Source organism: Dyella sp. EPa41, assembly GCF_016586165.1.
GTDB lineage: Bacteria > Pseudomonadota > Gammaproteobacteria > Xanthomonadales > Rhodanobacteraceae > Dyella.
Genome location: NZ_BCPR01000001.1, coordinates 136,970 through 158,795, shown reverse-complemented (window position 1 = coordinate 158,795; position 21,826 = coordinate 136,970). Strand labels below are relative to the sequence as shown.

Sequence of the window (21,826 nt, the reverse complement as noted above, 5' to 3'; positions counted from 1 at the left end):
GTGAGCCGGCAAGGACGCTGGCGCGTGCGCGGGGAGCGCGGCCCTGTCCTGCGCTCCCTGCGCGCGCCGCGCAGGGAAGCCGCAGCCGTCAGGTGGCCGGACGCAGCGGTTGAGGCGGCACCAGCGCGGTGATCAGCCAGCCGGGCCTGGGCTCCAGTTCGCGCTTCACCGACGCGATGCGCAAGGCGCCTTTTTCCTCGACGCCGAACAGCAGCACCGTGCTCGAGCCGTACTGCTCGATGAAATGCGGCCAGTCGAACGTTGCCGTCAGCCGCGTCGACTTGATCGTCCAGCCTTCGACCAGGCGCTCCTCGAACCGCTCGTGCGTCATCGTGGCGTCGAACAACGCGGGCGCCAGCAGGTGGCCACCCAGTTGCGTGCGTTCGTGCGCCTGCTGCGTGTCTTCCACCAGCAGCCGGTAGACGCGGCCACGGCCGAATTCCTGTCGGTAGTACACGCAGGCGAGAGCGTTGCGCTCGCGATTGGCGGACATCGCCAGCAGTCGCCCGATACCGGACAGATCAAGATGACGCTCGGCATACGTTGTCGCCGGATGGCCGAAGAAGGTATTCAAACCTTCCATGCGCGCCAGGCGGATGCCTTGCCATTGCTCATCGGCAACGACCACGCGAAAGCCGGCGTCCACCAGGGCGCGCGCCACCTGTCGTGCCGCGGTATCCGCACCGTAGATGAGCACGCCGGTCGGATCGGGCTCGGCCACGTTCAGCCAGCGCGCCAGCGGGCGCGCCGTCGCGCTCTGCAGCAGCACCGTGCCGATGATCAGCAGAAACACCAGCGGCACCAGCTGTTTGGCACCCGGCAACCCCAGCTCATCCAGGCGCAACGCAAATACCGCGGAGACGGCAGCGGCCACGATGCCGCGCGGCGCCACCCATCCAATCAAGGCGCGCTCGCGCCAGCTCAAGGTACTGCCGGCGGTCGCGATGGCCACGGTGACCGGACGCACCACCAGCTGCGCCACCAGGAAGATCGCTACGCCGGAACCCAGCACGCCGCCGGGCAAGGGCCACGTCAGCCGCGCCGCAAGCAGGATGAAAAGGCTGGAGACCAGCAGGGTGGTGAGGTTTTCCTTGAAGTCGAGAATGTCGTCGATATGGACGTCGCGCATGTTGCCCAGCGCGATACCCATGACCGTCACCGTCAACAGGCCCGACTCATGCGTGACGGCATTGGACAACGAGAACGCCAGCAACACGGTGACCAGCGCACCGTAGTTCTGCAGGTACTCGGGAATCATCTGCCGACGCAGGAGGAACGCCAGCAGCCACGCCGCCAGCAAGCCGACCACGGTGCCACTCGCCAGCACCGCCAGGAACACGCCGATGGTGCGGCCTTCCTGATGGGAGGCGATCGCCTCGAACACCAGCACCGCGAACAACGCGCCGAGCGGATCGATCACGATGCCTTCCCAGCGCAAGGTGTTGGCGATGCGCGCGTTGGGGCGCACGGTGCGCAGCATCGGCGCGATCACGGTGGGCCCGGTCACGCAGGTGAGGGCACCGAACAGCAGCGCCACTTCCCAGCTCAAGCCGGCGAGATAGTGCGCCGCGACCGCCAGCAGCAGCACCGCGATCACCGCACCGTAGGTCACCAGCCCTCGCACCACGCGGCCGATCTCGCGCAGCTCGCCGAAGCGCAGGGTCAGGCTGCCCTCGAACAGGATCAGCGAAACCGCCAGCGACACGATGGGAAACAGCAGCGGCCCCAGCAACCGGTCGGGCTGCAGCGCACCGACCACCGGCCCCATCAGGATGCCGGCTAGCAGCAGGAACAGGATCGCCGGCAGCCGCACCCGCCAGGCCAGCCATTGGGCAAGAAACCCGATGCCCAGCATGCCCACCAGCAACAGTCCCAGGTCAGCCGCCATGCACGGTCCCTCGAGCGCCCAGACGCGGCTATCGGAGCATGCGCGCCGTGGTGTCGTCCATCGTTTGACGACGGTTCTGGAGAAGTAGGGAGAAAGGCCGAACCCCGGTATCGGACGGGGGGAGGGGGAGGGAGTACCGATACCGGGGTGGCAGGCTGAGTTCAATAAAGAACTAGCGGGTACAGATAATACGCCCCAGCCCCGACAAGTCAATACCCATCAGTTCAAAAATTACCCAAACGCCCTCAGCACGCCCGGCAGGAGCGCATCCGATGGGCGATCAGCCGGCCCGCGGCGGGTAACCAAGGCGTCGCTCAAAACCGGCGATAGGTGAGCGCTTCCGCCAGATGCGCGCGGTCCAGCAAGGCCGCGCCACCATCCAGATCGGCGATCGTCCGCGCCACCCGCAACGTCCGGTGATAAGCCCGCGCCGACAGCCCCAGGCGTTCCAGCGCCGCATCGAACCAGCGGCGCTCGGCCGGTCCCAACGCGCAGTCACGCTCCAGTTCGCGCGTGCTGATTTCCGCGTTCGGGCGCCCGGCACGCATCAAGGCATGCTGCCGCGCCTTCATCACCCGCGCGCGCACGGTTGCCGAATCCTCGTCCTGCGCGCCACGCGGAGCCCCCAACTCGCCCAGCGGCACGCGCGCCACTTCCACGCCCAGGTCGATACGATCCAGCAAAGGTCCGGAGATACGCGCACGGTACCGCTGCACCTGGTCGGGCGTGCACTGGCAGGAGTGCCGGGGGTCGCCCGCATACCCGCATGGACACGGGTTCATCGCCGCGACCAGCTGGAACTGGGCCGGAAAGGTGGATTGCCGCGCCGCGCGTGACACCACGATATGACCGGACTCCATGGGTTCGCGCAGCACATCGAGCACGTGCCGGCCGAACTCCGGCAGCTCGTCGAGAAAGAGCACGCCATTGTGCGTCAGCGAGATTTCGCCTGGCCGGGGCATCGCACCGCCACCCACCAGCGCCACGGCGGACGCCGTATGGTGCGGCGCGCGGAACGGCCGTCGCCGCCAATGCCGGGGATCCACGGCTTGCCCGGCCACCGACAACACGGCACAGGTCTCCAGGGCCTCGGACTCGGTCAGTGGCGGAAGAATGCCCGGCAGGCGCTCCGCCAGCATGCTCTTGCCGGTTCCCGGCGGGCCGCTGAGCAGCAGGTGATGTCCGCCGGTCGCGGCGATTTCCAGGGCGCGGCGCGCCTGCAGCTGACCACGCACGTCGGCCAGATCCGGCCCGCCGCCATCGCTGGCGGGTGGCGGTGGATCCGTCGGCGTGCCCAGATCCTGGGCGCCACGCAGCCAGCCGCACACTTCGGCCAAGGTGTCGGCCACCAGTACATCGGCATCGGAGACCAGGGCAGCCTCTGCGGCATTGGCGCGAGGCACCACCACGCGACGGCCGCGGGCCCGCGCACGCAGCAGGGCGGGCAATACGCCCGAAACGCCACGCAGCGCACCGGACAGCGCCAGCTCGCCAAGGAATTCGCAGTCGTCCAGCTTCTCCCGCGGAACCTGGCCGCCGGCGGCCAGGATTCCAAGCGCGATCGCCAGGTCGAAGCGCCCACCGTCCTTGGGCAGCTCCGCGGGCGCCAGGTTCACGGTGACCTTGCGGTTTGGGTATTCGAAGGACGTGTTCTGGATGGCCACGCGCACGCGGTCACGTGCTTCGCGCACGGCCGCTTCGGGTAAGCCGACGATATTCGTGCCCGGCAGACCGCCGGACAGGTGCACCTCGACCATCACCTGGGGCGCAGCCACACCTTCCTGGGCACGGCTGAGCGTGACGGCAAGGCTCATACGGAACGGGTGTCGGAGCGGCTGCCAGGTTGAAACACGGAGCGACTCCCTCGCGCAGCCAGCGGTGAAAATAGCCGCCCCCGACCGTTCTCGGGGTGAGGGTGACAGATCGGGGGCGGCTCCCGGGACGTGGGCCGCGCTACGCCCCGTCAGGTGGCAGCGCTGGCCTCGAGTTCTGCGATTCGCTTTTCCAGAGCCTCGACCTTGGCGCGGGTGCGCGCCAGAAGCTGGGCTTGGACTTCAAACTCCTCGCGGGTGACGAGGTCGAGGCGGCGCAATCCCTGCGCCAGGACATCGCCGAAGTTGGTGCGCAAATCCTGGTGCGCCTGGGCCAATCCTGTGGGAACCAACGAAACTAGACGCTGGGCAAGTTGATCGATGTCCTGCTTATCCATCATGGATAGCACCTCGAACTTGTCGGAACCAAGTGTAGATTCATGTCTTTAAACGCCACCATCGGCCTGCTCCACTTCAATCTGTAGGCATTGTCCTACACGGCACCGACCCCAGGCGACAGCCGCGGGGGTGGACAGGCAAAATGCCACATCACGGCCCGATGCCGGATAACCCACGAATTCGAGGAAGACCCATGAAGCTGGTGGTAGCGATCATCAAGCCGTTCAAGCTGGACGATGTCCGCGAGGCGCTGGCCGAGGTGGGTGTCCAGGGCATCACCGTGACCGAGGTGAAGGGTTTCGGACGGCAGAAGGGTCACACCGAGCTGTACCGCGGCGCGGAATACGTGGTCGACTTCCTGCCCAAGATCAAGCTGGAGGTCGCCGTGGGCGACGAGCAGCTCGATCGCGTGGTCGAAGCCATCCAGCAGTCGGCACGCACCGGTAAGATCGGCGACGGCAAGATCTTCGTGACGCCGCTGGAACAGGTGATCCGCATCCGTACCGGCGAGCTGGACAGCGACGCGCTCTGAGCCGCCTCAGGCGGCGGCCTGGGCGCGCTCGAAACGCCGGTGGTGCACCAGCAGGCCGGTGAAGTAGCACAGGTAATAGCCGATGATGAGGCCGAAGATGGCCAGGGTCAGCGGACTGTTGCCGATGGCCGGCGCCGAATGCGCCATCGCCGGGTCTTGCAGCTGCGGCATGACCACGATGAAACGCCAGGCCAGGCGTCCCACCAGCAGCACGGTGAGGATGCCGCCGATCCATGCGTTCGGGATGTAAAGATCGTTGCCGCCGGCATCGCGCTCGAAACGCGTCAGCCGCAGGCCGACCGCGCCCAGTGCCACGCCAAGCAGCGCGCCACCGAGCAGGCCTTCCAGCAGACGGGGATTGTGCAGGCCGCCCAGCGCGATCAATCCACCGATCAGGCTGAGGAATGCGATGCGCGTGATCATCCGCTTGCGACGGACCGGTTGCCGCCCAAAGCTTCCGCGCACGCGGCGCCAGATGCCGAAGGCCATCAGCGGGATCATCAGCGCATAGATCATGTTCGGGGTCATGCCGGCACCTCGCGTTGGGATGCCGGGAGCTTATCGGCTCTCCCCCGCGTCGACGACTGACGCGGCGCAACCATCGCGGATGACGCCTGTCACCCGCGACGGCCTCTTCCGGCTTACTTCGCCTTGCCCTGGTTGGCCACCGCGGCCATCTTCGAGGCGATCGCCTCGGCGTCGCCCAGGTAGTAATGGCGGATCGGCTTGAGGTCGGCGTCGAACTCGTACACCAGCGGCACGCCGTTGGGGATGTTGAGCTCGACGATTTCCTCGTCGGACATGTTGTCGAGGTACTTCACCAGCGCGCGCAGCGAATTGCCGTGTGCGGCCACGACCACGCGCTGGCCGGAGCGGACCGCCGGCGCCAGCACGTCGTGCCAGTAGGGCAGCACGCGTTCGACCGTGTCCTTCAGGCACTCGGTGTCGGGAATCATCGAGGGGTCGAGGTTCGCGTAACGCGGGTCGTGCACCGACTCGTTGTTCGCGCGATCGAGCGGCGGGGGCGGGATGTCGTAGCTGCGGCGCCAGACCTTCACCTGGTCCTCGCCGTACTTGGCGGCCGTTTCGGCCTTGTTGAGGCCCGTGAGGCCGCCATAGTGACGCTCGTTGAGGCGCCAGTCGGTGACGACGGGCAGCCACATCTGGTCCATCGCATCCAGCACGCCCCACAGCGTGCGCACGGCGCGCTTGAGCACGGAGGTGTGGGCGATGTCGAAGGCATAGCCTTCGGCCTTGAGCAGGCGGCCTGCCTCGGCGGCTTCAGCCATGCCCTGTTCGGTGAGGTCCACGTCGGCCCAGCCGCTGAAGCGGTTGTCGAGGTTCCACTGGGACTGGCCGTGGCGGATGAGTACGAGCTTGTACATGGCGGGAATTCGCGGCGAGAAACCTGGCATGGTGAGGCCGCCCCTTGAGCTCGTCAAATCGGCCGCCCCTGTCGAAGGTCATGCTAAACCCCAGGCGGTGCTGGCGCATCCTAGTGGGGTCAATACCCTCATGGAGTTCGTCATGCATCGCCATCTGCTAGCCCTCGCCCTTGCCCTCGCGCTGCCCCTGGTCGCGCAGGCCGCGGACAACGATATCGACAAGGTCAATGGCGCCGCCCGCGTCGAAGCGGGCCAGCACGCCGGCAACGTGAGTACGGTGAATGGTTCGGTGCATGTCGGCGACAACGCCGTCATCCAGAAGGCCAGCACCGTGAACGGTTCGGTCGAGCTGGGCGAGCACGTGCAGGCCACCGCGGCGGACACCGTCAACGGCGCCATCACCGTCGGCGCCGCCAGCCGCGTGAGCGGTTCGGTGACCACGACCAATGGCGGGATCCACCTCGGCAAAGGCACGGACGTGAACGGCAAGGCCGGCACCGTCAACGGCGGCATCAACCTCGATGCGTCGCACGTGGGCGGCGGCATCTCCACGGTGAGTGGCGACATCACCGTCGGCGCCAATTCGCGCGTGGAAGGCGGCATCCTGGTCGACAAGCCCGGCGGCTGGTTCAACTTCAACAACAGCCGCCTGCCGCACGTGGTGATCGGCCCCCACGCCGTGGTGCAGGGCACGCTGGAGTTTCGCCGCGAGGTGGTGCTGCAGGTCAGCGATACCGCGCAGATCGGCCCGGTGAAGGGCGCGACGCCGGCGAAGTTCAGCGGCGACGTGCCGACGAACTAAGTCTTGCGCCTGGTTCGACTTTCCAGCGAAGACCGGCGTCCTGCGGCTTCATCCCCCAGGGCCGCCTGGCTCCGGTTTCCGCTGGGAAGGCGAGCCACGCGATGGGCGTCATACCCAGTCGCGTGGTTTTAGGTAGTCGTTGAGCCTTGCTTCGGCCGATCCGGCTTCGGGCTGGTAGGCGTATTCGAAACGCACGCGCGGCGGCAGGCTCATCAGGATCGATTCGGTGCGCCCGCCCGACTGCAGGCCGAACAGCGTGCCGCGGTCGTACACCAGGTTGAATTCCACATAGCGCCCGCGGCGGTAGAGCTGGAATTCGCGTTCGCGCTCGCCGTAGGGCGTGTCCTTGCGTCGCTGGGCGATGGGCAGGTAGGCGTCGAGGAAACCCTGGCCCACGTCACGCGTGAAGGCGAAGCAGCGCTCAAAGCCGCCTTCGTTGAGATCGTCGTAGAACAGGCCGCCGACGCCACGCGTTTCGCCACGGTGCTTGAGGTAGAAATACTCGTCGCACCATTGCTTGTAGCGCGGATACACCGCATCGCCATAGGGCTTGCACAGGTCGCGCGCGACGGTATGCCAGTGCACGACATCTTCGTCGTGCGGATAGAACGGCGTGAGATCGAACCCGCCGCCGAACCACCACACCGGGTCGACGCCTTCCTTGCTTGCTTCGAAGTAGCGCACGTTGGCGTGCGTGGTCGGCACGTTCGGGTTGCGCGGATGCAGCACCAGCGACACGCCGGTGGCGATGAAGCTGCCGCCGGCCAGGTCGGGGCGATGCGCCGTGGCGCTGGGCGGCAACTGATGACCGTGGACGCGCGAGAAATTCACGCCGGCCTGCTCGAAGATCGCGCCGTCGCGCAGTACGCGCGTACGCCCGCCGCCGCCGGCGGGGCGCGTCCAGGCGTCTTCTTCGAAACGAGCCTTGCCGTCGAGCTGTTCGATGGCGTTGCAGATGCGATCCTGCAGTTCGCGCAGGAAGGTTTCGGCTTGGTCGGCTTGCTGGCTCATCACGTCACTCGTACTCGATCGAGAGCTGCAAGCTTAGCAAGCATGGAGCGCATGACTGTGCGGCGAGGAGTCGCGCTGGTGTTCTGTCCATGGCGATTCGCGCGCAGGAGCTATTTTTTCCTTTGAGGCGCGCCCGTGTGCGACGAGCCGGCGAGGCCGGGCGGATGCGGCGGTCGCGCACTGGGTGCGCTCCCACAGGAGGGAAGAGGTTTTCGTTCCGCCGGCGCCCTGACTTATGGCGATGCCGTGCGCGCCGAGCCCGCGGCGGCGGGGTTCGTTGCATTGCGCGGTCGCGCACCGGGTGCGCTCCTACAAGGTAAGGATGCGGCGTGACGCGTCAGCTGATGCGGCGTGCCATGCGCTGGTGGCCGATCAATCGTGCCCAGCGCACGCCGATGTCGATCCACATCAGGTAGCCGGACTCGGTCAGCAGGCGCACCAGATAACGACGATTGAGTTCGAACGCCGGCTCGGCCGCCACCACGACGCTGTCGAAACCCAGTCGCCGCGCCAGCAGCTGGCAGCGCGCCAGGTGATAGCGGCTGCTTACCAGTGCGACCGGCGGCAGCACGCGCAGCACCGGGCCGTCTTCCTGCAGCAGGGAACGTGCGTGGCGGAGGTTTTCCAGCGAGTCGATGGAGGCCTGCTCCAGCTGCAGGACGACGCCGGGCGGCAGTTCGTGATCGGCCAGCCACGCCCTGCCCGCTGCCGCCTCGCTGATGCTGCCGCCGCTGCGGCCGCCCAGCAGCAGCACGTGGTCGGTCATGTCGGCGCGCATCAGCGCCAGCGCCCGCCCGAGGCGCAGCTGGTAGTCCGTCTCGGGCTGGTCGCGCACCAGGCGACGGCCGAACACGAGCACGGTCATCGGCCGCGAGAGGGTCAGGGGGCTGCGCGCCGCCACATGCCACACGTGCACGAGGTAACCGAGCCAGACCAGGCCCAGGCTCAGCACGAGGGCGACCAGGGTGACCACGGCGGCATGCAGCACGTCGCGATCGCTCAGATAGCGCCAGGGACCGCGTTTGAGTGGAGCGACGGAAGACACGACAGGGCAGGGCAGGTGAGGGCAGGCCGGTGGGGAAGTGTGCGCAGCGGGCTCTTCCTGCGCAATCCGGTTCATGGGCAAGATGAACGCCGCTTCGACCGTTCCCGGCGCGGACTAGGCAATGCGCCGGGCGCTGGTTAGGCTGGCGTGATGCCAGTACCGATTCAACCCCTGGCCGTCAGCGCCTACACGGTCACTTCGGCGCTCGGCCACGGCCTCGAAAGCCATGTCGCCGCCCTGTCCGCCACGCGCGGCGGCCTGCGCCCCAACGATTTCAGCAGCGCGCCGCTGGCGTGCTGGATAGGCCGTGTCGAAGGCGTCGAAGACGCCGCGCTGCCCGCTGCCCATGCCGTATGGGAATGCCGCAACAACCGCCTGGCCTGGCTGGGCCTGCGCCAGGACCGTTTCCTCGAGCGTGCCCTCGACGTACGCCAGCGCTACGGCGCCGCGCGTGTCGCACTGGTGCTCGGCACCTCCACCGCCAGCATCGGCGCCACCGAGGAGGCCTACCGTCGCCTCGATGACGAGGGACACATGCCACCGGACCTGCGACGCCCGCTGATCCATGCGCCGCACTCGCTGGCCGGCTTCGTCGCCGAGGCGCTGGGGCTGGAAGGCCCCTGCCTTACCGTCTCCACGGCCTGTTCGTCCAGCGCGAAAGTGTTTGCCAGCGCCGAGCGCCTGATCCGGCTGGGCCTGGCGGACGCGGCGGTGGTCGGCGGCGTGGATACGCTGTGCGACAGCGTGCTGTTCGGCTTCAACGCGCTGGAGCTGGTGTCGCCCGAACCCTGCCGGCCGTTCGACCAGGCGCGGCGTGGCATTTCCATCGGCGAGGCCGCCGGCTTCGCCTTGCTCGAACGCACCGGCATGGCGCCACACGCGCCCCGCCTGCTGGGCTATGGCGAATCCAGCGACGCCCACCACATGTCCACGCCACACCCGGAAGGTCTCGGTGCGGAACTGGCGCTGCGCGATGCACTGGCCCGCGCCGGCCTGCACGCTGACCAGGTCGACTACATCAACCTGCATGGCACGGCCAGCCTGAAGAACGACGAGGTGGAGGCGGCGCTGGTGACCCGCGCGTTTCCGACCACCACGCGGGCAAGCTCCACCAAGGGCTTCACCGGCCATACGCTTGGCGCCGCCGGCATCCTCGAGGCAGCGTTCGCGCTGCAGGCGATCGAGCACGGGCTGGTGCCGGCCAACCTGGGCTGCACCATGCCCGACGCGGCCTGCGGACCTCAGTTCGCCTGGGACGTGGAGCAACGCGGCGTTGACGTGGCCGTCAGCAACTCGTTCGGCTTCGGCGGCAACAATGCCTGCCTGGCCTTCGGGAGAGCACCCGCATGAGTGCGCTACAGGTGTACGTGGAAGGCATCGGCCTGTGGTCCGCGGCGCTGGCGGACTTCGAGGCGCTGAAAGCGCAGGAGCGTGGCGAAAGCGTGGCCCCGACACCCGCCAAGCCGGCCGCCGCCACGTTGCCCGCCAACGAGCGCCGACGCGCACCGGAAAGCGTGCTGCTCGCGGTGGAAGTCGCCGGACAGGCCGTGGCGATGAGCGGGCGCGCGGCGGCTGACCTGCCATGCGTCTTCAGCTCGGTCTACGGCGACCAGCTGATTTCCGACTACATGTGCACGACCCTGGCACAGGCGCCTACCGAGCTCTCGCCGACGCGCTTCCACAACTCGGTGCACAACGCGCCGGCCGGCTACTGGACCATCGCCACCGGCTGCCATGCGCCCTCGAGCGCGATCACCGCCGGCCACGCGAGCTTCGGCGCGGGCCTGCTCGAAGCAGCCACGCTGTGCGCCACCGAGCAACAGCCCGTGCTGCTGGTGTGCAGCGACATCGCCGGCCACGGCCCACTGGGCGAGATGACCGGCTCGCAGGCTTCGTTCGGTTGCGCGCTGGTACTGTCGCCGCAGCCGGGCGAACGCAGCCTCTGTCGGCTGGAGCTGACGCTTGAGCCGCATGCCGGCCCGATGTTGCACCCCGCGCCGCGCACGGGCGCCTGGCAGGAAGCCAACCCGGCCGCTTCGGCGGCGTGGCCATTGATGCAGAATCTGGCGCGTGGAGACGGCGAGTGCACGCTGGCCGCCGCCGAAACACTGGCCTTGCGCATTGTCATGGAGACCGCTGCTTGAATACCTCCGATGTCCGTTGGTGCGTGCTGATTCCATGCCTCAATGAAGAGGCTGCGATCGGCCAGGTCGTGCAATCGGTGTTGAACCTGGGCGCGCCGGTCATCGTGGTGGACGACGGCTCCGACGACCGCACGCCCGACATCGTGGGCGCCTTGCCGGTGACCCTGCTGCGCCACCAGCAACGCAGCGGCAAGGGAGAGGCCTTGCGTACGGGCTTTCGCGAAGCGCTGCGCCAGGGCTATGACGCGGTGCTCACCATGGATGGCGACGGACAGCATCTGGCCAGCGACATCCCGCGCATCGTGGCCGCGGCGAAGCGATACCCGAACCACATCGTGATCGGCGCGCGCCTTCTCGATCGCGAGCAACAGCCCAAGGGGCGCCGTCGCGCCAATGCGGTAGCCGACTGGGGCATCTCCTGGGCCTGCGCGCAACCCGTGGCCGATACGCAGAGCGGGCAGCGCTGGTATCCGCGTGCCGCGCTCGACCTGGTCGACCTGCCGGCGGAAAACTTCGTGTTCGAAGCGGCCATCCTCATCGCCGCCACGCGCGAACGCGGGCTGGACGTGGTGTCGGTACCGATCGCCTCGCGCTACCAGGGCGAATTCCGCATCAGCCACTTCAGCCCGGTGCGCGACGTCACGCGCATCACGTTCTATACGATCGGCCAGGTGATCCGGCACGGCGACGTCACGGCGAGCTATCGCCGTTCACGCGCTTCGCAGCCGATCGTGTTCGATGCGGCGGTAACAGGCTAGCCGGCGGATCCCGGGGGCGGCTCCGGCGATCGTGTCACGCCATGCCGCCGTTGACGCCGATGACCTGGCCGTTGATGTAGCCGGCCGCCTCCGAACAGAGGAACGCCACCAGCGCCGCCACTTCTTCCGGCTTGCCGGCGCGCTGGGCCGGCACGATCTCGCGGATGCGCTCGGGCGGAAACTCCTCGCCGATCATGCGTCCCTCGATCACGCCCGGCGCCACCACGTTGGCGGTAATCCCGCGCGACGCCATCTCGCGCGCAAGCGAACGCGTGGCGCCATGCAGGGCCGATTTCGCGGCGGCGTAATTCGCCTGCCCCCGATTGCCCAGCTGCGCGGCCACCGAACTCACCGACACGATGCGCCCGAAGCGCGCCCGCGCCATCGGCAACAGCAGCGGCTGGGTGACATGGAAGAAGCCATGCAGCGAGACGTCGATGACCCGGTGCCATGCTTCCCCGGAGAGACCGGCCAGGGGGCCATCGGCATGCACGCCCGCGTTGTTGATCACCGCGTGGATGGTGCCGTCGGCCAGCAAGGCATCGATCGCCTGCCGCGTGGCGGGGGCATCGGTGACGTCGAACGCGACGGACTGCGCGCTGCCGCCCGCATCGCGAATGGCTGCCGCCACGTCATCGGCGCGTGCCAGCGACGCATTCGCATGGACGATCACGTGATAACCGCCCTGCGCCAGCGCGTTGCAGATCGCGCCGCCAAGGTCGCCACTGCCACCGGTAACCAGGGCGCGTCGGGAAGCGTGGGCGTGCGGCATGGCTGACCTCGCAATCAGGAAACGGGATGGATGACCGCCGCGCGCCCGGATGCCAGCAGGCGGCCGCGCTGCTCCACGCGAAACGCATACTGCGCCCCTGCCTCATCGGCGTACAGGCATTGGGCATGGACGTCCAGATGGCCATCGCCGGGATCGACGTATTCCACCGCCAGTGCCACGTCGCGCAGGCTCACCAGCCGGCCTGGACGCGCCTCGACGATACCGCGTCGGCGCGCCAGCAGGGCGCCATGCACGGCCATCGCCTGGGCACCGTATTCGGCCAGGTGCACGGCATGGAGGCCATGCTGGCCACGCAACGGATGATCGGCGCGCGCATGGCTGTCGCTCACCGCGCGGATGGTGGCGTCGTCCCACGCCAGCACGGCGTCGAGCAGGCACATGGCGCCCTGGTGAGGGATGAGATGCGCCCAGTCAGTCTTGGCGAGCATGCGGCGCCATCAGGATCGAAAGACAGAAATGGAAGGCGACGCCGAGACTCACGGTAAGCCCGATGGCGCGAAGGACCGGAATCGAGCTCCAGGCCAGCATGCCGAATACCAGCAAGGCCGAAAGCACGCACACCAGCGTCGCGTGCAGCGTACGCCGTTGCTCGGCGGCGTCGCCGGTGTCGCGCTCGAAGAACAAGGCGTAGTGCAGGCCCAGGCCCGCCGCGAGGATCAGCGCCACCAGGTGGAACAGCGACACCTCCACGCCCGCCACGCGCTCCGCCGCCAGCACCAGGAAGGTCGCCAGCGTCATCGGCGCCAGCACGTGCCAGGCGCGCCGGACGCTGCGCAACGCCACGGTGATCGCCACCACCAGCAGCAGGGTGGCGGCGAGCAGCGCATGCAGGATGCGCGTGCGGTAGTCCACCACCATCGACTCCGCGGTCTCCTTCAGGTCGAGCAGGCGTACCGCGCCGTTGCCGCCTTGGGCAAGCGCCTGCAAGGCTGCCACGTCGTGCACGCCGCTGAGCGTGCCCAGGCCGACCCAATGATCACCGCGCGGCATCAGCATCGCCGAGACGCGCTGACCCAGTGGCGACATGGCGAAGCGCTCTTCCGTCAGCGGTGGCAACGCGCGCGCCTTCTGCACGTCGTCGATGAACGGCGCGAACAGACCTGCCTGGAACGGCATACCCTGCCCGGCTTCCGACAGTGCTCGCTCCAGCGCCGCGCGATCAGGCAGACGCTGCTGGCGCATGCGCTGCACGGCCTCGCTGGGCACATAGCGGGAAGGCAACTCGACGGCGTCGACGGCATGCCTGGCGACCAACGCGTCGACGGTGGGCTGCAGGCGTTCGGACAGGGCGAGCACGCCTTGTTCGTCGTGCGCCTCCATCACCAGCAGATAGCGCACGTCCGGCGCGCCCAGGGCTTCGCGGAGCCGCGCGTCCTCCCGCAGCAGATCCTGCGGCAGGGGCGTCAACGCCGACAGGTCGTTCTGCCAGAACGCGCCTCGGGCGAAGACCAGCATCAACACCGTGACGACCGCCACCAGCACGGGAATCCAGCGCGGGCGCGGCAAGGCATCGACCCCGCGTCGCGCGCGCACCAGCCAGCCCATGCCGGCCACATCGTGCACGCGCCCAGGCAACAGGTGCGCCAGCAGGTAGCGCGTGCTGAACCCCGCCACCAGCAGGCCCGTGATGGTGAACACCGCCAGCTGCTTGAGGCCGTTTACCCCTGACGCGTAGAAGGCGAGATAGGCGATGCAGGCCGAAGCGATCGCGGTGAGCAACAACGGCCACAGGTCGCGCACGCTTTGCAGCGCGTTTTCACCGGCGCGCCGATGGCTGAGCACACGGATCGGGTATTCCTGCGCGACGCCGAGCAAGGTGAAGCCAAACGCGAGCGTGATGCCGTGCACCTGCGGAAACAGCACGATCAACGCCGCGATGCCCGCGAGCGCCGCGCTGGCGATGGGCAGCGCCGACAACAGCAGCGAACCGATGCTGCGGTAGGCCAGGAGCAGCAATACGATGAAGCCCACCGTGGAAATGCGGCCGATCCATTCGGCCTGTCCGCGCGTCTGCGCATTGGCCACCACGCTGAAGTACCCCGGCCCACTGAGCTTGAGTGTCGCGCCTTCGTGCTCCGGCAATGCGGCGAAGGCCTTGCGAATGCCATCGATCGCGACACCCTGCGCGTCCGGGTCGAAGCCCGCGGCGCGCGTCTGCACCAGCAGCAGGGCTTCGTTCTGCGGGGAGAACCACACGCCTTCGCGCACGTCCGGCGACTTCGGCGGCGTCCAGCGCTCGGCCAGCTTCAGCACTTCCAGGGTCGGATCGCGCGGCAGCAGGCCCTTGAGCAAACCGGCTGCGGGCGAGGACAGGTCTTCCAGCCGCTGTTCGAGTTGATCGCGCAGGAACGGCGCATCCATCGGCTGCGCGTCGAACGTCGGCGACAACAGGTAGCGATACGGCAACAGTTGCTCATCGAGCGAGCCGATGTCGAAGCTGCCATTGAGCACCTGGCTGTAACGTTCATCCTTGCGCAGCGACGTCGCCAGTTGCTGGCTCAACGCCGCCAGCTGTTCGTCGGACTTGCCGGCGATGGCGAGCAGCAGCAGGCGCGAACCCGGCCCCTCGCCCACCTGCTCCATCAGCAGGCGCTGGTCCGGCGTGGTCGGCGCGGGCATGAAGCTGCGCAGGTCGGTGCTGACGCGCAAGCGCTGCGCGACGAACGCGCCGATGGCGGCAAGCGCCACCACCCACACCGCCAGCAGGATCCACCGACCGCCTGGCCGCATGCCTAGCCGCCCCGGCAAAGCGCCGCGAGCGCATCGCGCGTCGGCGTCGCTGGCATCTTGGCGGCAAGAGGGCCGAGCAGGTCGACGGCGAGATCACCATCGGCCTCCTGCATGCGCATGCAATGCGGCTCGTTGCCGGCGCCGTCGATCTCGATGCGACTGACCGTGCGCACCAGCTTGGGATCGCGCGGCGTGAGCGCAAGCGTCCAGCGCCGCGCATCGTCGCCGCTGTACTGGATGGTGAATGCCTGCTCCAGGCGCGTGGCATCGCCACCGAGCATGGCCACGAAACTGTCGAGCAGGATCTGCAGCTGGGGGGCGCGCTTGAGCGAGAAGCGACGCGGCTCGCGTCCCTCGCGCTCCTGGCTCACCTCGCCGTCGGCGATGGTCGATACCTCGCGGTTCGGGTGTTCGACACGGCGCTCCAGCCGATCGCCGCCCAGCCACGACAACTCGCCGGACACCACCAGCGGCTGGTCCAGCATCTTCATGAAGCGCGCCTCCGCGAACGGCGTGCGCGCCGGCGCCGGACGGCCCAGCGAAGCCACCAGCGCGCGCGCCGTGGCGGCTTCCTCAGGCGCCGACGCGTTCGCGCACAGCGACAGCGTCAGGCCGCACAGCAGTAGCCATGTCTTGCTGCCAGAAATCATAGAAGTTGAACCAATTGTAGGGAGCCACGTGCACGTAGTGTTCCACGCGCGCGGCGTAGCGGGCTATCCAGGCATCCAGCGCCCGGGTGCGGTCCTGCCGGGGAATGTCCACGGGGTCCGCGAAACGTTCGAAGATCAGGCGATAGCGATTGCCGCCTTCGTACAAGCCGAAGCACAGCATCACCGGCACGCGCAGCGAGTGCGCCAGCAGCCACGGGCCGACGGGAAACGGCGCCGGCTCGCCGAGAAAGGGCGTGCGGCGCAGCACTTCGTGCTCGCGTCCGCGATCGGCCAGCAGCGCGACCATCGCGCCCTTCCCGCAGGCCTCGGCCATGGCCAGCGTGATCGAGGCGCCGCCCAGCGACGCGTCGATCACATTGGCGCCGATATCCGGCGCGAGCGCCTCCAGCAGTTCCGTCATGTCCGGCGTCTTCTGCTTGTCCAGCACCACGCGCAGCGGGATATCGGGGCGACGCAGGCTGAGTGCGCGAAGCGCCTCGAAGCTGCCCTGGTGCGAACCCATCAGCAGCATGCCGCGGCCTTGCGCCAGCGCGGATTCGAGTTCATCCAGGCCTTCCACCGCGATATCGAAACCCTTCTCCCCGCGCGCGAGCAGGAAGATGCGATCGAGCGTGATCGCGGCGAATGCGTGAAGGTGCTTCATCACCTGCCACGCGCCCACCGGTTTGCCCAGCACCCGTTCGAGGAAGCGGCGTGACGCTTCGCGCTCGGGCCGGCGGCGGCAGTAGAAGTACAGCGTGATCGGATACAGGAACGCGCGGCCGAGCGGCCGCCCGCCATGCAGCGCCACCGTGCGGATCAGCCACAGGGCGAAGCGTCCGCCACCTTCGGGACGGCTCTGCCAGTGCTCGCTCATGGCGCGCCCTCGACCGTTCCGCGCGCGAGCAGTTCGTCGTCGCGGCGGATTTCGAAGCGCACGCGCCCATTCACCTCGGTCAGCACCACCTGCGCTTGCTGCTCCGGCAGCAGCGGCGCCACGAACTTCGCGTCCTGCACGCGCGCCATGCGTTCGCCGCGCCACGCACGCAAGGCCAGCGCGACCTGCTCCAGCAGCATCACGCCCGGCACCAGGGGCGAGCCGGGAAAGTGCCCGGGCAAGCTCGGATGATCATGCGCCACGGAGAATTCGCGATGGAACATGGCATGGCTCATGGCGCTGCCGGATCCTGCCCACGCACCAGCTGCGGCCAGCGCGCCGCAATGCCCAGCGCCAGTTCGTGCAGGCGCGGATGGGTGAGATGGCGCAGGCGCCAGCGGCGATAGACGTGTTCGAGCAGGAACGCGGCGGCGATCACCACGTAGCCGCCGACATGCACGTAGGACTGCGCCCAGCCGGCCGGTACCGGCAACGGCGAGGCGAGGCCCAGCGAGACGAACAGGCCGCCGGGCTCGGCGCACAGCAGCAAGGCGGCGAGCACGGTTGCCTGCACCGACGCCAGCAGCGCCCAGAACCAGGTCAGCCGGCGCGCGTAACGCATCAGGCCCGGCGCCTGCAGACGCTCGGGTCCTTCCACCGCCTCGATGAAGCGGGCGATCAATGGCGTCGAACCGTGTCGAAGACTGCGCCCGAACAGCGAGGCCACCAGCAGGTTGATGGCGATGGGCACGCATTCCAGCAGCAGGCCAACGTAGCCGCGCATCCACAGCCAGCCCATCGCGCCGAGGGCCAGCGTCCAGAGAGTCCACGCACCGATACGGCGCGCGGCCAGGGCCGGCGCCATCAACAAGGTGAGCAGCAGGGCGCACGCGGCCAGGGAAAAGCCCTGGCGGTGCGTCAGCACACCGGCCATCGCCAGCACCGGGTAGCCGAGCATCAACGGCAGCCAGCGCCGTGACGGGGATGTCGATGGAAGGGCGGGAACAGAGGACATGCGTGGCTGGGCCTGCTCGCTGAGTCGCGGCGACGGCACCAGTGTGCCGCGCGCCGATGACATCATGCCGGACGTCGGTTGAGGCGACACTGACCAAGTATCTCCGTCGTCAACCACCCTGTCTGTTCGCAGGCCACAGGGCCATTGGCGAAGGCAGACTGGCTGGCTGTTGAGTCAACGGACCGAAGGGCTGCGGACAGACAGGGTGGGCCCCTTTGAGTGTCGAATGATGGGGTGATGTCTGGATGGCTGGCAAGCCGCGCCGCGCGTCCTGGTAAGACAGCCAGTCTGGCCGGCGCCACGCGACACACCTTGCCAGCCATCCCGACATCATGACGACGGTGATACTTGGTCAGTGTCGCCTCAAACGGCACGGTGCCGTTCGACATGCTCGGACAGCGCGCGCAGGCTGGAAAAGATCTGGCGGTTTTCCGGGTTGTCCGAGCGCAGCTGGAAGCCGTAGCGCTTGGACACGGCCAGCGCGATTTCCAGTGCATCGATGGAGTCGAGGCCCAGATCGCCGCCGAACAAGGGGGCATCAGGGTCGATCTGGTCGGCTGACACGGTTTCCAGATTGAGGCTTTCCACGATCAAAGTGGCCAGTTCGTGTTGTGCGGTGCTCTGCTCGGCCATGCCCGATTCCGTACCCTTTCAAGCGCCTCTCCCCCGGAGGCGGCGACCGGCGAGTGTAACATAGCGACCCCGATTGCCCGGCTTGTTTCCCATGGTTCAGGGTTGTGAAAACGCAAGGATCGCGCTACGCCGCGCGCCCCAGGTGTCCTACCGCCACGCCGCCCCGGAGACGGTCTTGCGCGAACCGGGCACCCTCGCCGTCTTCGGCTTTGGCGCCGGTGCCGCGCAAAGCGAGGACCCGCGCTGGCTGGGCGTCGACCTGGAAGGCCTCGACGCGCCGGTCCCGATGGAGATCTGGCAGGTGGCCGGCGCGGTTAACCACGGCCGCGAGGACGACGTGCAGTGGTCGGCCGGCGACGGCTGGCTGTTCGCCGCGATCACGCTGGACGAACGGGCCCACGGCGGTCCGCGCGACACCGCGCACGAAGCCTATGGCCAGCTGTGCCGGTTCCTGGCCACGCGCCGCGAACGGCACGTGCAGCGGATCTGGAATTACCTGGGCGACATCAACCGTGGCGATGGCGATATCGAGCGCTACAAGCTGTTTTGCGACGGCCGCGCTACGGGCATGGGCGGGTTCTTCGTCGAGGGGTTTCCCGCGGCGACGGCCATCGGACATCACGCGGCCGCGCCGAGGCTGCAGGTCTACCTGCTGGCCTGCGACGAGGCCGGCCAGCGCGTGGAAAATCCCCGCCAGGTGAGCGCCTGGCGCTATCCGCGCCAATACGGCCGTACGCCGCCCAGCTTCGCCCGCGCCATGATGCTGCCGGCGGGCGATGCGCTGGCCATCTCCGGCACCGCGGCCGTGGTCGGCCACGCCTCCGCGCACGAGGACGACCTGCTGGCCCAGCTGGAAGAAACGCTGACCAACCTGGAAACGCTGCTGCAGAGCGCAGGCATGGCCGCCGGATTCGACACGCAGTCGCCACTGAAAGCCTATGTGCGCCAGCCGACCGATGCACCGCTGGTGCACGACTTCCTGCAGCAACGCCTGCCTGGCGTGCCGGTGCTGCTGCTGCACGGCGACATCTGTCGCCAGGAGCTGCTGGTGGAGATCGACGGCTGGCGTTACGCCTGAACCTCAGCCCGGCCAGCCGTTCGGCGAATGGCAGGCTGGAAACGCCTGCCTGAAATGGCCGAGCAGGTAGTCGGCCGCACCTGACTTGCCGGCCGGCAGCGCGGCATAGACATCCGCCACGGCGAGGTCCCCCTTCCGGCTGTCCAGCGCCGAGATCGGCACGCTGCTCAGCACGGCGGCATGCACCGTGAGCGCACCGGATCGATAGCGGAACAGCGCGGTGCATTCGTCGGGACGCGACTGCCAGCTCATCACCGGTTGGGTCTGGCCGAGGTTGGACTCCGGTGAGCCGGTCAGCGTGGCCAGGCGTTCGCCCGCGCCGGGCAGCAGGCCGTTGGTTTCATCCAGCATGCAGCCCAGGCAGGCCGGAATCACCGTATAGGTGATCCATCCCGCCGAGGCGCCATCGGGCGACGCATAGGTGTAGACGGTGCCGCCGTCCATGCCGATCTCGGCGCGCTGCAGGCGCCAGCCGGCCGGCACCGGCATCCAGCCCACGACGGCGCCGTAGAACCATTGCAACGCGGATTTGCCTGCGACGGGGGCGTCGCCGGGGAGGGGTGGCAGCCTGGCCGGATCGGCACGCAGCCAGTCGCCGCCGCCGCCATGGACATCGATCAAGGTGACGGAAGCGCCGCCGTCGTTCGCCGCATGCAGCGCGTAGTCGGCATCCGGTGCCGAACGCATGTCGGGGGTGGACCGAAGCTCGCGCACGCCGGTGGTCGCGTGCAGCGCCGACAGGCACAGCGGGCAGAGCACCATGACGATGATCAGCTTGAACATGCCCGGATAGCGCATGGCCCCCTCCCTTGGCGAACGCGGCGCGATTTATACGCCGCGGCTGGCCGCCCTGGCATCAGACCATTCGGACTATGCCGGTCCTTTCTGCTTGACCGGGCGATGCCAGCCGTTGAGCGTCGTCTGGCGCGCGCGGGCGATCGTCAGTTCACCCGCCGGCGCATCCTTGCCGATCACCGAGCCGGCGCCGATGGTGGCCTGCGCGCCGATCGTGACCGGCGCCACCAGCGCGCTGTTGGAACCGATGAAGGCGCCGTCGCCGATGGTGGTCAGGTGCTTGTTGGCGCCGTCGTAATTGCAGGTGATGGTGCCCGCGCCGATGTTCACGCCGCTGCCGATCACCGTGTCACCGAGATAGCTCAGGTGGTTGGCCTTGCTGCCTTCGCCGATCCGCGCCTTCTTGGTCTCGACGAAGTTGCCGATGTGCACGCCCGCGGCCAGTTCGGTGCCCGGGCGCAGGCGCGCGAAGGGACCGATGATGCACGGCCCGTGCGTCACCACGCCTTCCAGGTCGCCATGCGCCAGCACCACGGTGCCGGCGGCAAGGTTCACGTCCTTGAGACGCGTGAAGGGTCCGATGCGCACGTCATCGCCCAGCACGACGTCGCCCTCGAAGATCACGTTGGCGTCGATCTCCACGTCCATGCCCGCGCTCACCGTGCCACGCACATCGATACGCGCGGGGTCGACGATGCGCACGCCCTCGAGCGCCAGCGCCTTGGCGGCGCGCTCGCGATACTGGGCTTCCAGCTCGGCCAGCTGCCAGGGGTTGTTGGCGCCGGCCGCCTCGTATTCGTCCACGCATTCCACGCAACTGGCGGCGCGGTTTTCGCCGGCGGCCATCGCGAAGATGTCGGTGAGGTAGTACTCGCCCTGGACGTTGTTGCGATCGAGCTTCGACGTCCAGCGCTTGAGCGCGGCCGCCTCGGCCGCCACGATGCCGGTGTTGATCAGGTTGTTCGCGCGCTGCGCGTCATCGGCGTCCTTCTCTTCCACCACGGCGCGCACATGGCCGTTGCCGTCACGCAGCACGCGGCCATAGCCGGACGGATCGGCCACGCGGGTGGCGAGCAGGCTTACCGTGCCCTCGGCGCGCACCAACAGCTCCAGCGTCTGCGGACGGGTCAACGGCACGTCGCCGTAGAGCACCAGTACGGTGGCCTCGTCGGGCACGTCCAGCAGGGCTTCGCGCACCGCGTGGCCGGTGCCCAGGCGTTGCGACTGCAGCACCCAGCGCAGGTCGGCGTCGTGCTCGAACGCGGCGCGCACCTGCTCGCCGCAGTGGCCATAGACCAGGTGGATGGCCGCCGGCTTCAATGCGCGCGCGGCCTCCAGCACATGGGCAAGCAGCGGACGCCCGGCCAGCGGCATGAGCACCTTCGCCTTCTTCGACTTCATGCGCTTGCCTTCGCCGGCGGCGAGGACGATCACGTGCAGCGGGGCGTTCTTGATCATGGGCGGGTCCGGTGTAAGTGGC

Annotated in this window: 23 protein-coding genes; 6 read left to right on the top strand and 17 right to left on the bottom strand. The window is 68.2% G+C overall.

All coding sequences use genetic code 11. The features are described 5' to 3' along the window. Window positions 1-88 precede the first annotated feature (88 nt). The 3 genes from JMF82_RS00705 to JMF82_RS00695 all read right to left on the bottom strand — a co-directional run bounded on the left by JMF82_RS00705 (window position 89) and on the right by JMF82_RS00695 (window position 4,100). Complete coding sequence (locus JMF82_RS00705; protein ID WP_201312609.1) at window positions 89-1,888, bottom strand: sodium:proton antiporter; 1,800 nt, start codon at window positions 1,886-1,888, stop codon at window positions 89-91. Window positions 1,889-2,202: 314 nt separating this feature from the next. Further along, window positions 2,203-3,702 (bottom strand): YifB family Mg chelatase-like AAA ATPase, encoded by a 1,500-nt coding sequence (locus tag JMF82_RS00700; RefSeq protein ID WP_201312608.1) that lies wholly within the window; start codon window positions 3,700-3,702, stop codon window positions 2,203-2,205. 149 nt (window positions 3,703-3,851) lie between these two features. Then, window positions 3,852-4,100: an accessory factor UbiK family protein gene (locus tag JMF82_RS00695; protein ID WP_201312607.1), complete on the bottom strand. Its 249-nt coding sequence runs from the start codon at window positions 4,098-4,100 to the stop codon at window positions 3,852-3,854. Window positions 4,101-4,291: 191 nt separating this feature from the next. Here JMF82_RS00695 and glnK point away from each other — a divergent pair, with 191 nt between their 5' ends. Further along, window positions 4,292-4,630 (top strand): P-II family nitrogen regulator, encoded by a 339-nt coding sequence (gene glnK, locus JMF82_RS00690; RefSeq protein ID WP_111984784.1) that lies wholly within the window; start codon window positions 4,292-4,294, stop codon window positions 4,628-4,630. Window positions 4,631-4,636: 6 nt separating this feature from the next. On the opposite strand, the gene JMF82_RS00685 is transcribed toward glnK, so the two are convergent. Further along, window positions 4,637-5,158 (bottom strand): DUF1453 domain-containing protein, encoded by a 522-nt coding sequence (locus JMF82_RS00685; RefSeq protein ID WP_201312606.1) that lies wholly within the window; start codon window positions 5,156-5,158, stop codon window positions 4,637-4,639. A 113-nt stretch (window positions 5,159-5,271) separates the two neighbouring features. After that, window positions 5,272-6,015, bottom strand: a complete 744-nt coding sequence (gpmA, locus tag JMF82_RS00680; protein WP_236585223.1) for a 2,3-diphosphoglycerate-dependent phosphoglycerate mutase — start codon at window positions 6,013-6,015, stop codon at window positions 5,272-5,274. Window positions 6,016-6,157: 142 nt separating this feature from the next. Here gpmA and JMF82_RS00675 point away from each other — a divergent pair, with 142 nt between their 5' ends. Continuing rightward, window positions 6,158-6,817 (top strand): hypothetical protein, encoded by a 660-nt coding sequence (locus JMF82_RS00675; RefSeq protein ID WP_201312604.1) that lies wholly within the window; start codon window positions 6,158-6,160, stop codon window positions 6,815-6,817. Window positions 6,818-6,925: 108 nt separating this feature from the next. On the opposite strand, the gene hemF is transcribed toward JMF82_RS00675, so the two are convergent. Both hemF and JMF82_RS00665 read right to left on the bottom strand, forming a co-directional pair. Beyond that, entirely contained in the window at window positions 6,926-7,828 is a 903-nt protein-coding gene (gene hemF, locus JMF82_RS00670) for an oxygen-dependent coproporphyrinogen oxidase (RefSeq protein WP_201312603.1), read from the bottom strand. A gap of 337 nt (window positions 7,829-8,165) precedes the next feature. Continuing rightward, window positions 8,166-8,816: a YdcF family protein gene (locus tag JMF82_RS00665; RefSeq protein ID WP_236585222.1), complete on the bottom strand. Its 651-nt coding sequence runs from the start codon at window positions 8,814-8,816 to the stop codon at window positions 8,166-8,168. Between the two features lie 207 nt (window positions 8,817-9,023). Between JMF82_RS00665 and JMF82_RS00660 the strand changes: the two genes are divergently transcribed. The 3 genes from JMF82_RS00660 to JMF82_RS00650 are packed head-to-tail and all read left to right on the top strand — an operon-like array spanning window position 9,024 to window position 11,775. Further along, window positions 9,024-10,223 carry a beta-ketoacyl-[acyl-carrier-protein] synthase family protein gene (locus JMF82_RS00660; protein WP_201312601.1) on the top strand — a complete coding sequence of 400 codons (1,200 nt, stop codon included), beginning with the start codon at window positions 9,024-9,026 and terminating at the stop codon, window positions 10,221-10,223. Beyond that, the gene (locus tag JMF82_RS00655) at window positions 10,220-11,017 is read left to right on the top strand and encodes a beta-ketoacyl synthase chain length factor (protein ID WP_201312600.1); all 798 of its coding nucleotides are present in this window, start codon (window positions 10,220-10,222) and stop codon (window positions 11,015-11,017) included. Before JMF82_RS00660 ends, JMF82_RS00655 begins: the two co-directional genes overlap by 4 nt. Next, a complete protein-coding gene (locus JMF82_RS00650; RefSeq protein WP_201312599.1) occupies window positions 11,014-11,775 on the top strand; it encodes a glycosyltransferase family 2 protein in 762 nt (253 codons plus the stop codon). Before JMF82_RS00655 ends, JMF82_RS00650 begins: the two co-directional genes overlap by 4 nt. Window positions 11,776-11,809: 34 nt before the next feature. On the opposite strand, the gene fabG is transcribed toward JMF82_RS00650, so the two are convergent. The 8 genes from fabG to JMF82_RS00610 form a co-directional block, all read right to left on the bottom strand. Beyond that, a complete protein-coding gene (gene fabG / locus JMF82_RS00645) occupies window positions 11,810-12,547 on the bottom strand; it encodes a 3-oxoacyl-ACP reductase FabG (protein ID WP_201312598.1) in 738 nt (245 codons plus the stop codon). 14 nt (window positions 12,548-12,561) lie between these two features. Beyond that, window positions 12,562-12,996 carry a phosphotransferase gene (locus JMF82_RS00640; protein WP_201312597.1) on the bottom strand — a complete coding sequence of 145 codons (435 nt, stop codon included), beginning with the start codon at window positions 12,994-12,996 and terminating at the stop codon, window positions 12,562-12,564. After that, window positions 12,980-15,298 (bottom strand): MMPL family transporter, encoded by a 2,319-nt coding sequence (locus tag JMF82_RS00635; RefSeq protein WP_201312596.1) that lies wholly within the window; start codon window positions 15,296-15,298, stop codon window positions 12,980-12,982. The genes JMF82_RS00640 and JMF82_RS00635 overlap by 17 nt, the downstream gene beginning before the upstream one ends. 2 nt (window positions 15,299-15,300) lie before the next feature. Then, window positions 15,301-15,948 (bottom strand): LolA-related protein, encoded by a 648-nt coding sequence (locus JMF82_RS00630; RefSeq protein WP_201312595.1) that lies wholly within the window; start codon window positions 15,946-15,948, stop codon window positions 15,301-15,303. Further along, entirely contained in the window at window positions 15,872-16,825 is a 954-nt protein-coding gene (locus tag JMF82_RS00625) for an acyltransferase (protein ID WP_201312594.1), read from the bottom strand. The genes JMF82_RS00630 and JMF82_RS00625 overlap by 77 nt, the downstream gene beginning before the upstream one ends. After that, window positions 16,822-17,121 carry a hydroxymyristoyl-ACP dehydratase gene (locus JMF82_RS00620; protein ID WP_236585221.1) on the bottom strand — a complete coding sequence of 100 codons (300 nt, stop codon included), beginning with the start codon at window positions 17,119-17,121 and terminating at the stop codon, window positions 16,822-16,824. Before JMF82_RS00620 ends, JMF82_RS00625 begins: the two co-directional genes overlap by 4 nt. Then, window positions 17,118-17,906 (bottom strand): xanthomonadin biosynthesis protein, encoded by a 789-nt coding sequence (locus JMF82_RS00615; RefSeq protein WP_236585220.1) that lies wholly within the window; start codon window positions 17,904-17,906, stop codon window positions 17,118-17,120. Before JMF82_RS00615 ends, JMF82_RS00620 begins: the two co-directional genes overlap by 4 nt. Before the next feature lie 297 nt (window positions 17,907-18,203). Beyond that, on the bottom strand, window positions 18,204-18,473 hold the full coding sequence (locus JMF82_RS00610; RefSeq protein WP_201312593.1) for a phosphopantetheine-binding protein: 270 nt from the start codon (window positions 18,471-18,473) through the stop codon (window positions 18,204-18,206). Window positions 18,474-18,564: 91 nt separating this feature from the next. Here JMF82_RS00610 and JMF82_RS00605 point away from each other — a divergent pair, with 91 nt between their 5' ends. Further along, the gene (locus tag JMF82_RS00605) at window positions 18,565-19,551 is read left to right on the top strand and encodes a pteridine-dependent deoxygenase (protein WP_201312592.1); all 987 of its coding nucleotides are present in this window, start codon (window positions 18,565-18,567) and stop codon (window positions 19,549-19,551) included. A gap of 3 nt (window positions 19,552-19,554) precedes the next feature. On the opposite strand, the gene JMF82_RS00600 is transcribed toward JMF82_RS00605, so the two are convergent. Together JMF82_RS00600 and glmU are read right to left on the bottom strand one after the other, a co-directional pair. After that, a complete protein-coding gene (locus JMF82_RS00600; protein WP_201312591.1) occupies window positions 19,555-20,349 on the bottom strand; it encodes a hypothetical protein in 795 nt (264 codons plus the stop codon). 72 nt (window positions 20,350-20,421) lie between these two features. Further along, the gene (glmU, locus tag JMF82_RS00595) at window positions 20,422-21,801 is read right to left on the bottom strand and encodes a bifunctional UDP-N-acetylglucosamine diphosphorylase/glucosamine-1-phosphate N-acetyltransferase GlmU (protein WP_201312636.1); all 1,380 of its coding nucleotides are present in this window, start codon (window positions 21,799-21,801) and stop codon (window positions 20,422-20,424) included. Window positions 21,802-21,826 lie beyond the last annotated feature (25 nt).

Bases quoted from the DNA above. Each gene is read 5' to 3' on its own strand.
- JMF82_RS00635 (WP_201312596.1), bottom strand. From the start codon at position 15,298: ATGCGGCCAGGCGGTCGGTGGATCCTGCTGGCGGTGTGGGTGGTGGCG.
- gpmA (WP_236585223.1), bottom strand. From the start codon at position 6,015: ATGTACAAGCTCGTACTCATCCGCCACGGCCAGTCCCAGTGGAACCTC.
- JMF82_RS00620 (WP_236585221.1), bottom strand. From the start codon at position 17,121: ATGAGCCATGCCATGTTCCATCGCGAATTCTCCGTGGCGCATGATCAT.
- JMF82_RS00615 (WP_236585220.1), bottom strand. From the start codon at position 17,906: ATGATGTCATCGGCGCGCGGCACACTGGTGCCGTCGCCGCGACTCAGC.
- JMF82_RS00655 (WP_201312600.1), top strand. From the start codon at position 10,220: ATGAGTGCGCTACAGGTGTACGTGGAAGGCATCGGCCTGTGGTCCGCG.
- JMF82_RS00695 (WP_201312607.1), bottom strand. From the start codon at position 4,100: ATGATGGATAAGCAGGACATCGATCAACTTGCCCAGCGTCTAGTTTCG.
- JMF82_RS00600 (WP_201312591.1), bottom strand. From the start codon at position 20,349: ATGCGCTATCCGGGCATGTTCAAGCTGATCATCGTCATGGTGCTCTGC.
- JMF82_RS00605 (WP_201312592.1), top strand. From the start codon at position 18,565: ATGGTTCAGGGTTGTGAAAACGCAAGGATCGCGCTACGCCGCGCGCCC.
- JMF82_RS00685 (WP_201312606.1), bottom strand. From the start codon at position 5,158: ATGACCCCGAACATGATCTATGCGCTGATGATCCCGCTGATGGCCTTC.
- JMF82_RS00705 (WP_201312609.1), bottom strand. From the start codon at position 1,888: ATGGCGGCTGACCTGGGACTGTTGCTGGTGGGCATGCTGGGCATCGGG.
- fabG (WP_201312598.1), bottom strand. From the start codon at position 12,547: ATGCCGCACGCCCACGCTTCCCGACGCGCCCTGGTTACCGGTGGCAGT.
- JMF82_RS00640 (WP_201312597.1), bottom strand. From the start codon at position 12,996: ATGCTCGCCAAGACTGACTGGGCGCATCTCATCCCTCACCAGGGCGCC.
- JMF82_RS00630 (WP_201312595.1), bottom strand. From the start codon at position 15,948: ATGATTTCTGGCAGCAAGACATGGCTACTGCTGTGCGGCCTGACGCTG.
- JMF82_RS00660 (WP_201312601.1), top strand. From the start codon at position 9,024: ATGCCAGTACCGATTCAACCCCTGGCCGTCAGCGCCTACACGGTCACT.
- JMF82_RS00700 (WP_201312608.1), bottom strand. From the start codon at position 3,702: ATGAGCCTTGCCGTCACGCTCAGCCGTGCCCAGGAAGGTGTGGCTGCG.
- JMF82_RS00610 (WP_201312593.1), bottom strand. From the start codon at position 18,473: ATGGCCGAGCAGAGCACCGCACAACACGAACTGGCCACTTTGATCGTG.
- glnK (WP_111984784.1), top strand. From the start codon at position 4,292: ATGAAGCTGGTGGTAGCGATCATCAAGCCGTTCAAGCTGGACGATGTC.
- JMF82_RS00625 (WP_201312594.1), bottom strand. From the start codon at position 16,825: ATGAGCGAGCACTGGCAGAGCCGTCCCGAAGGTGGCGGACGCTTCGCC.
- hemF (WP_201312603.1), bottom strand. From the start codon at position 7,828: ATGAGCCAGCAAGCCGACCAAGCCGAAACCTTCCTGCGCGAACTGCAG.
- JMF82_RS00675 (WP_201312604.1), top strand. From the start codon at position 6,158: ATGCATCGCCATCTGCTAGCCCTCGCCCTTGCCCTCGCGCTGCCCCTG.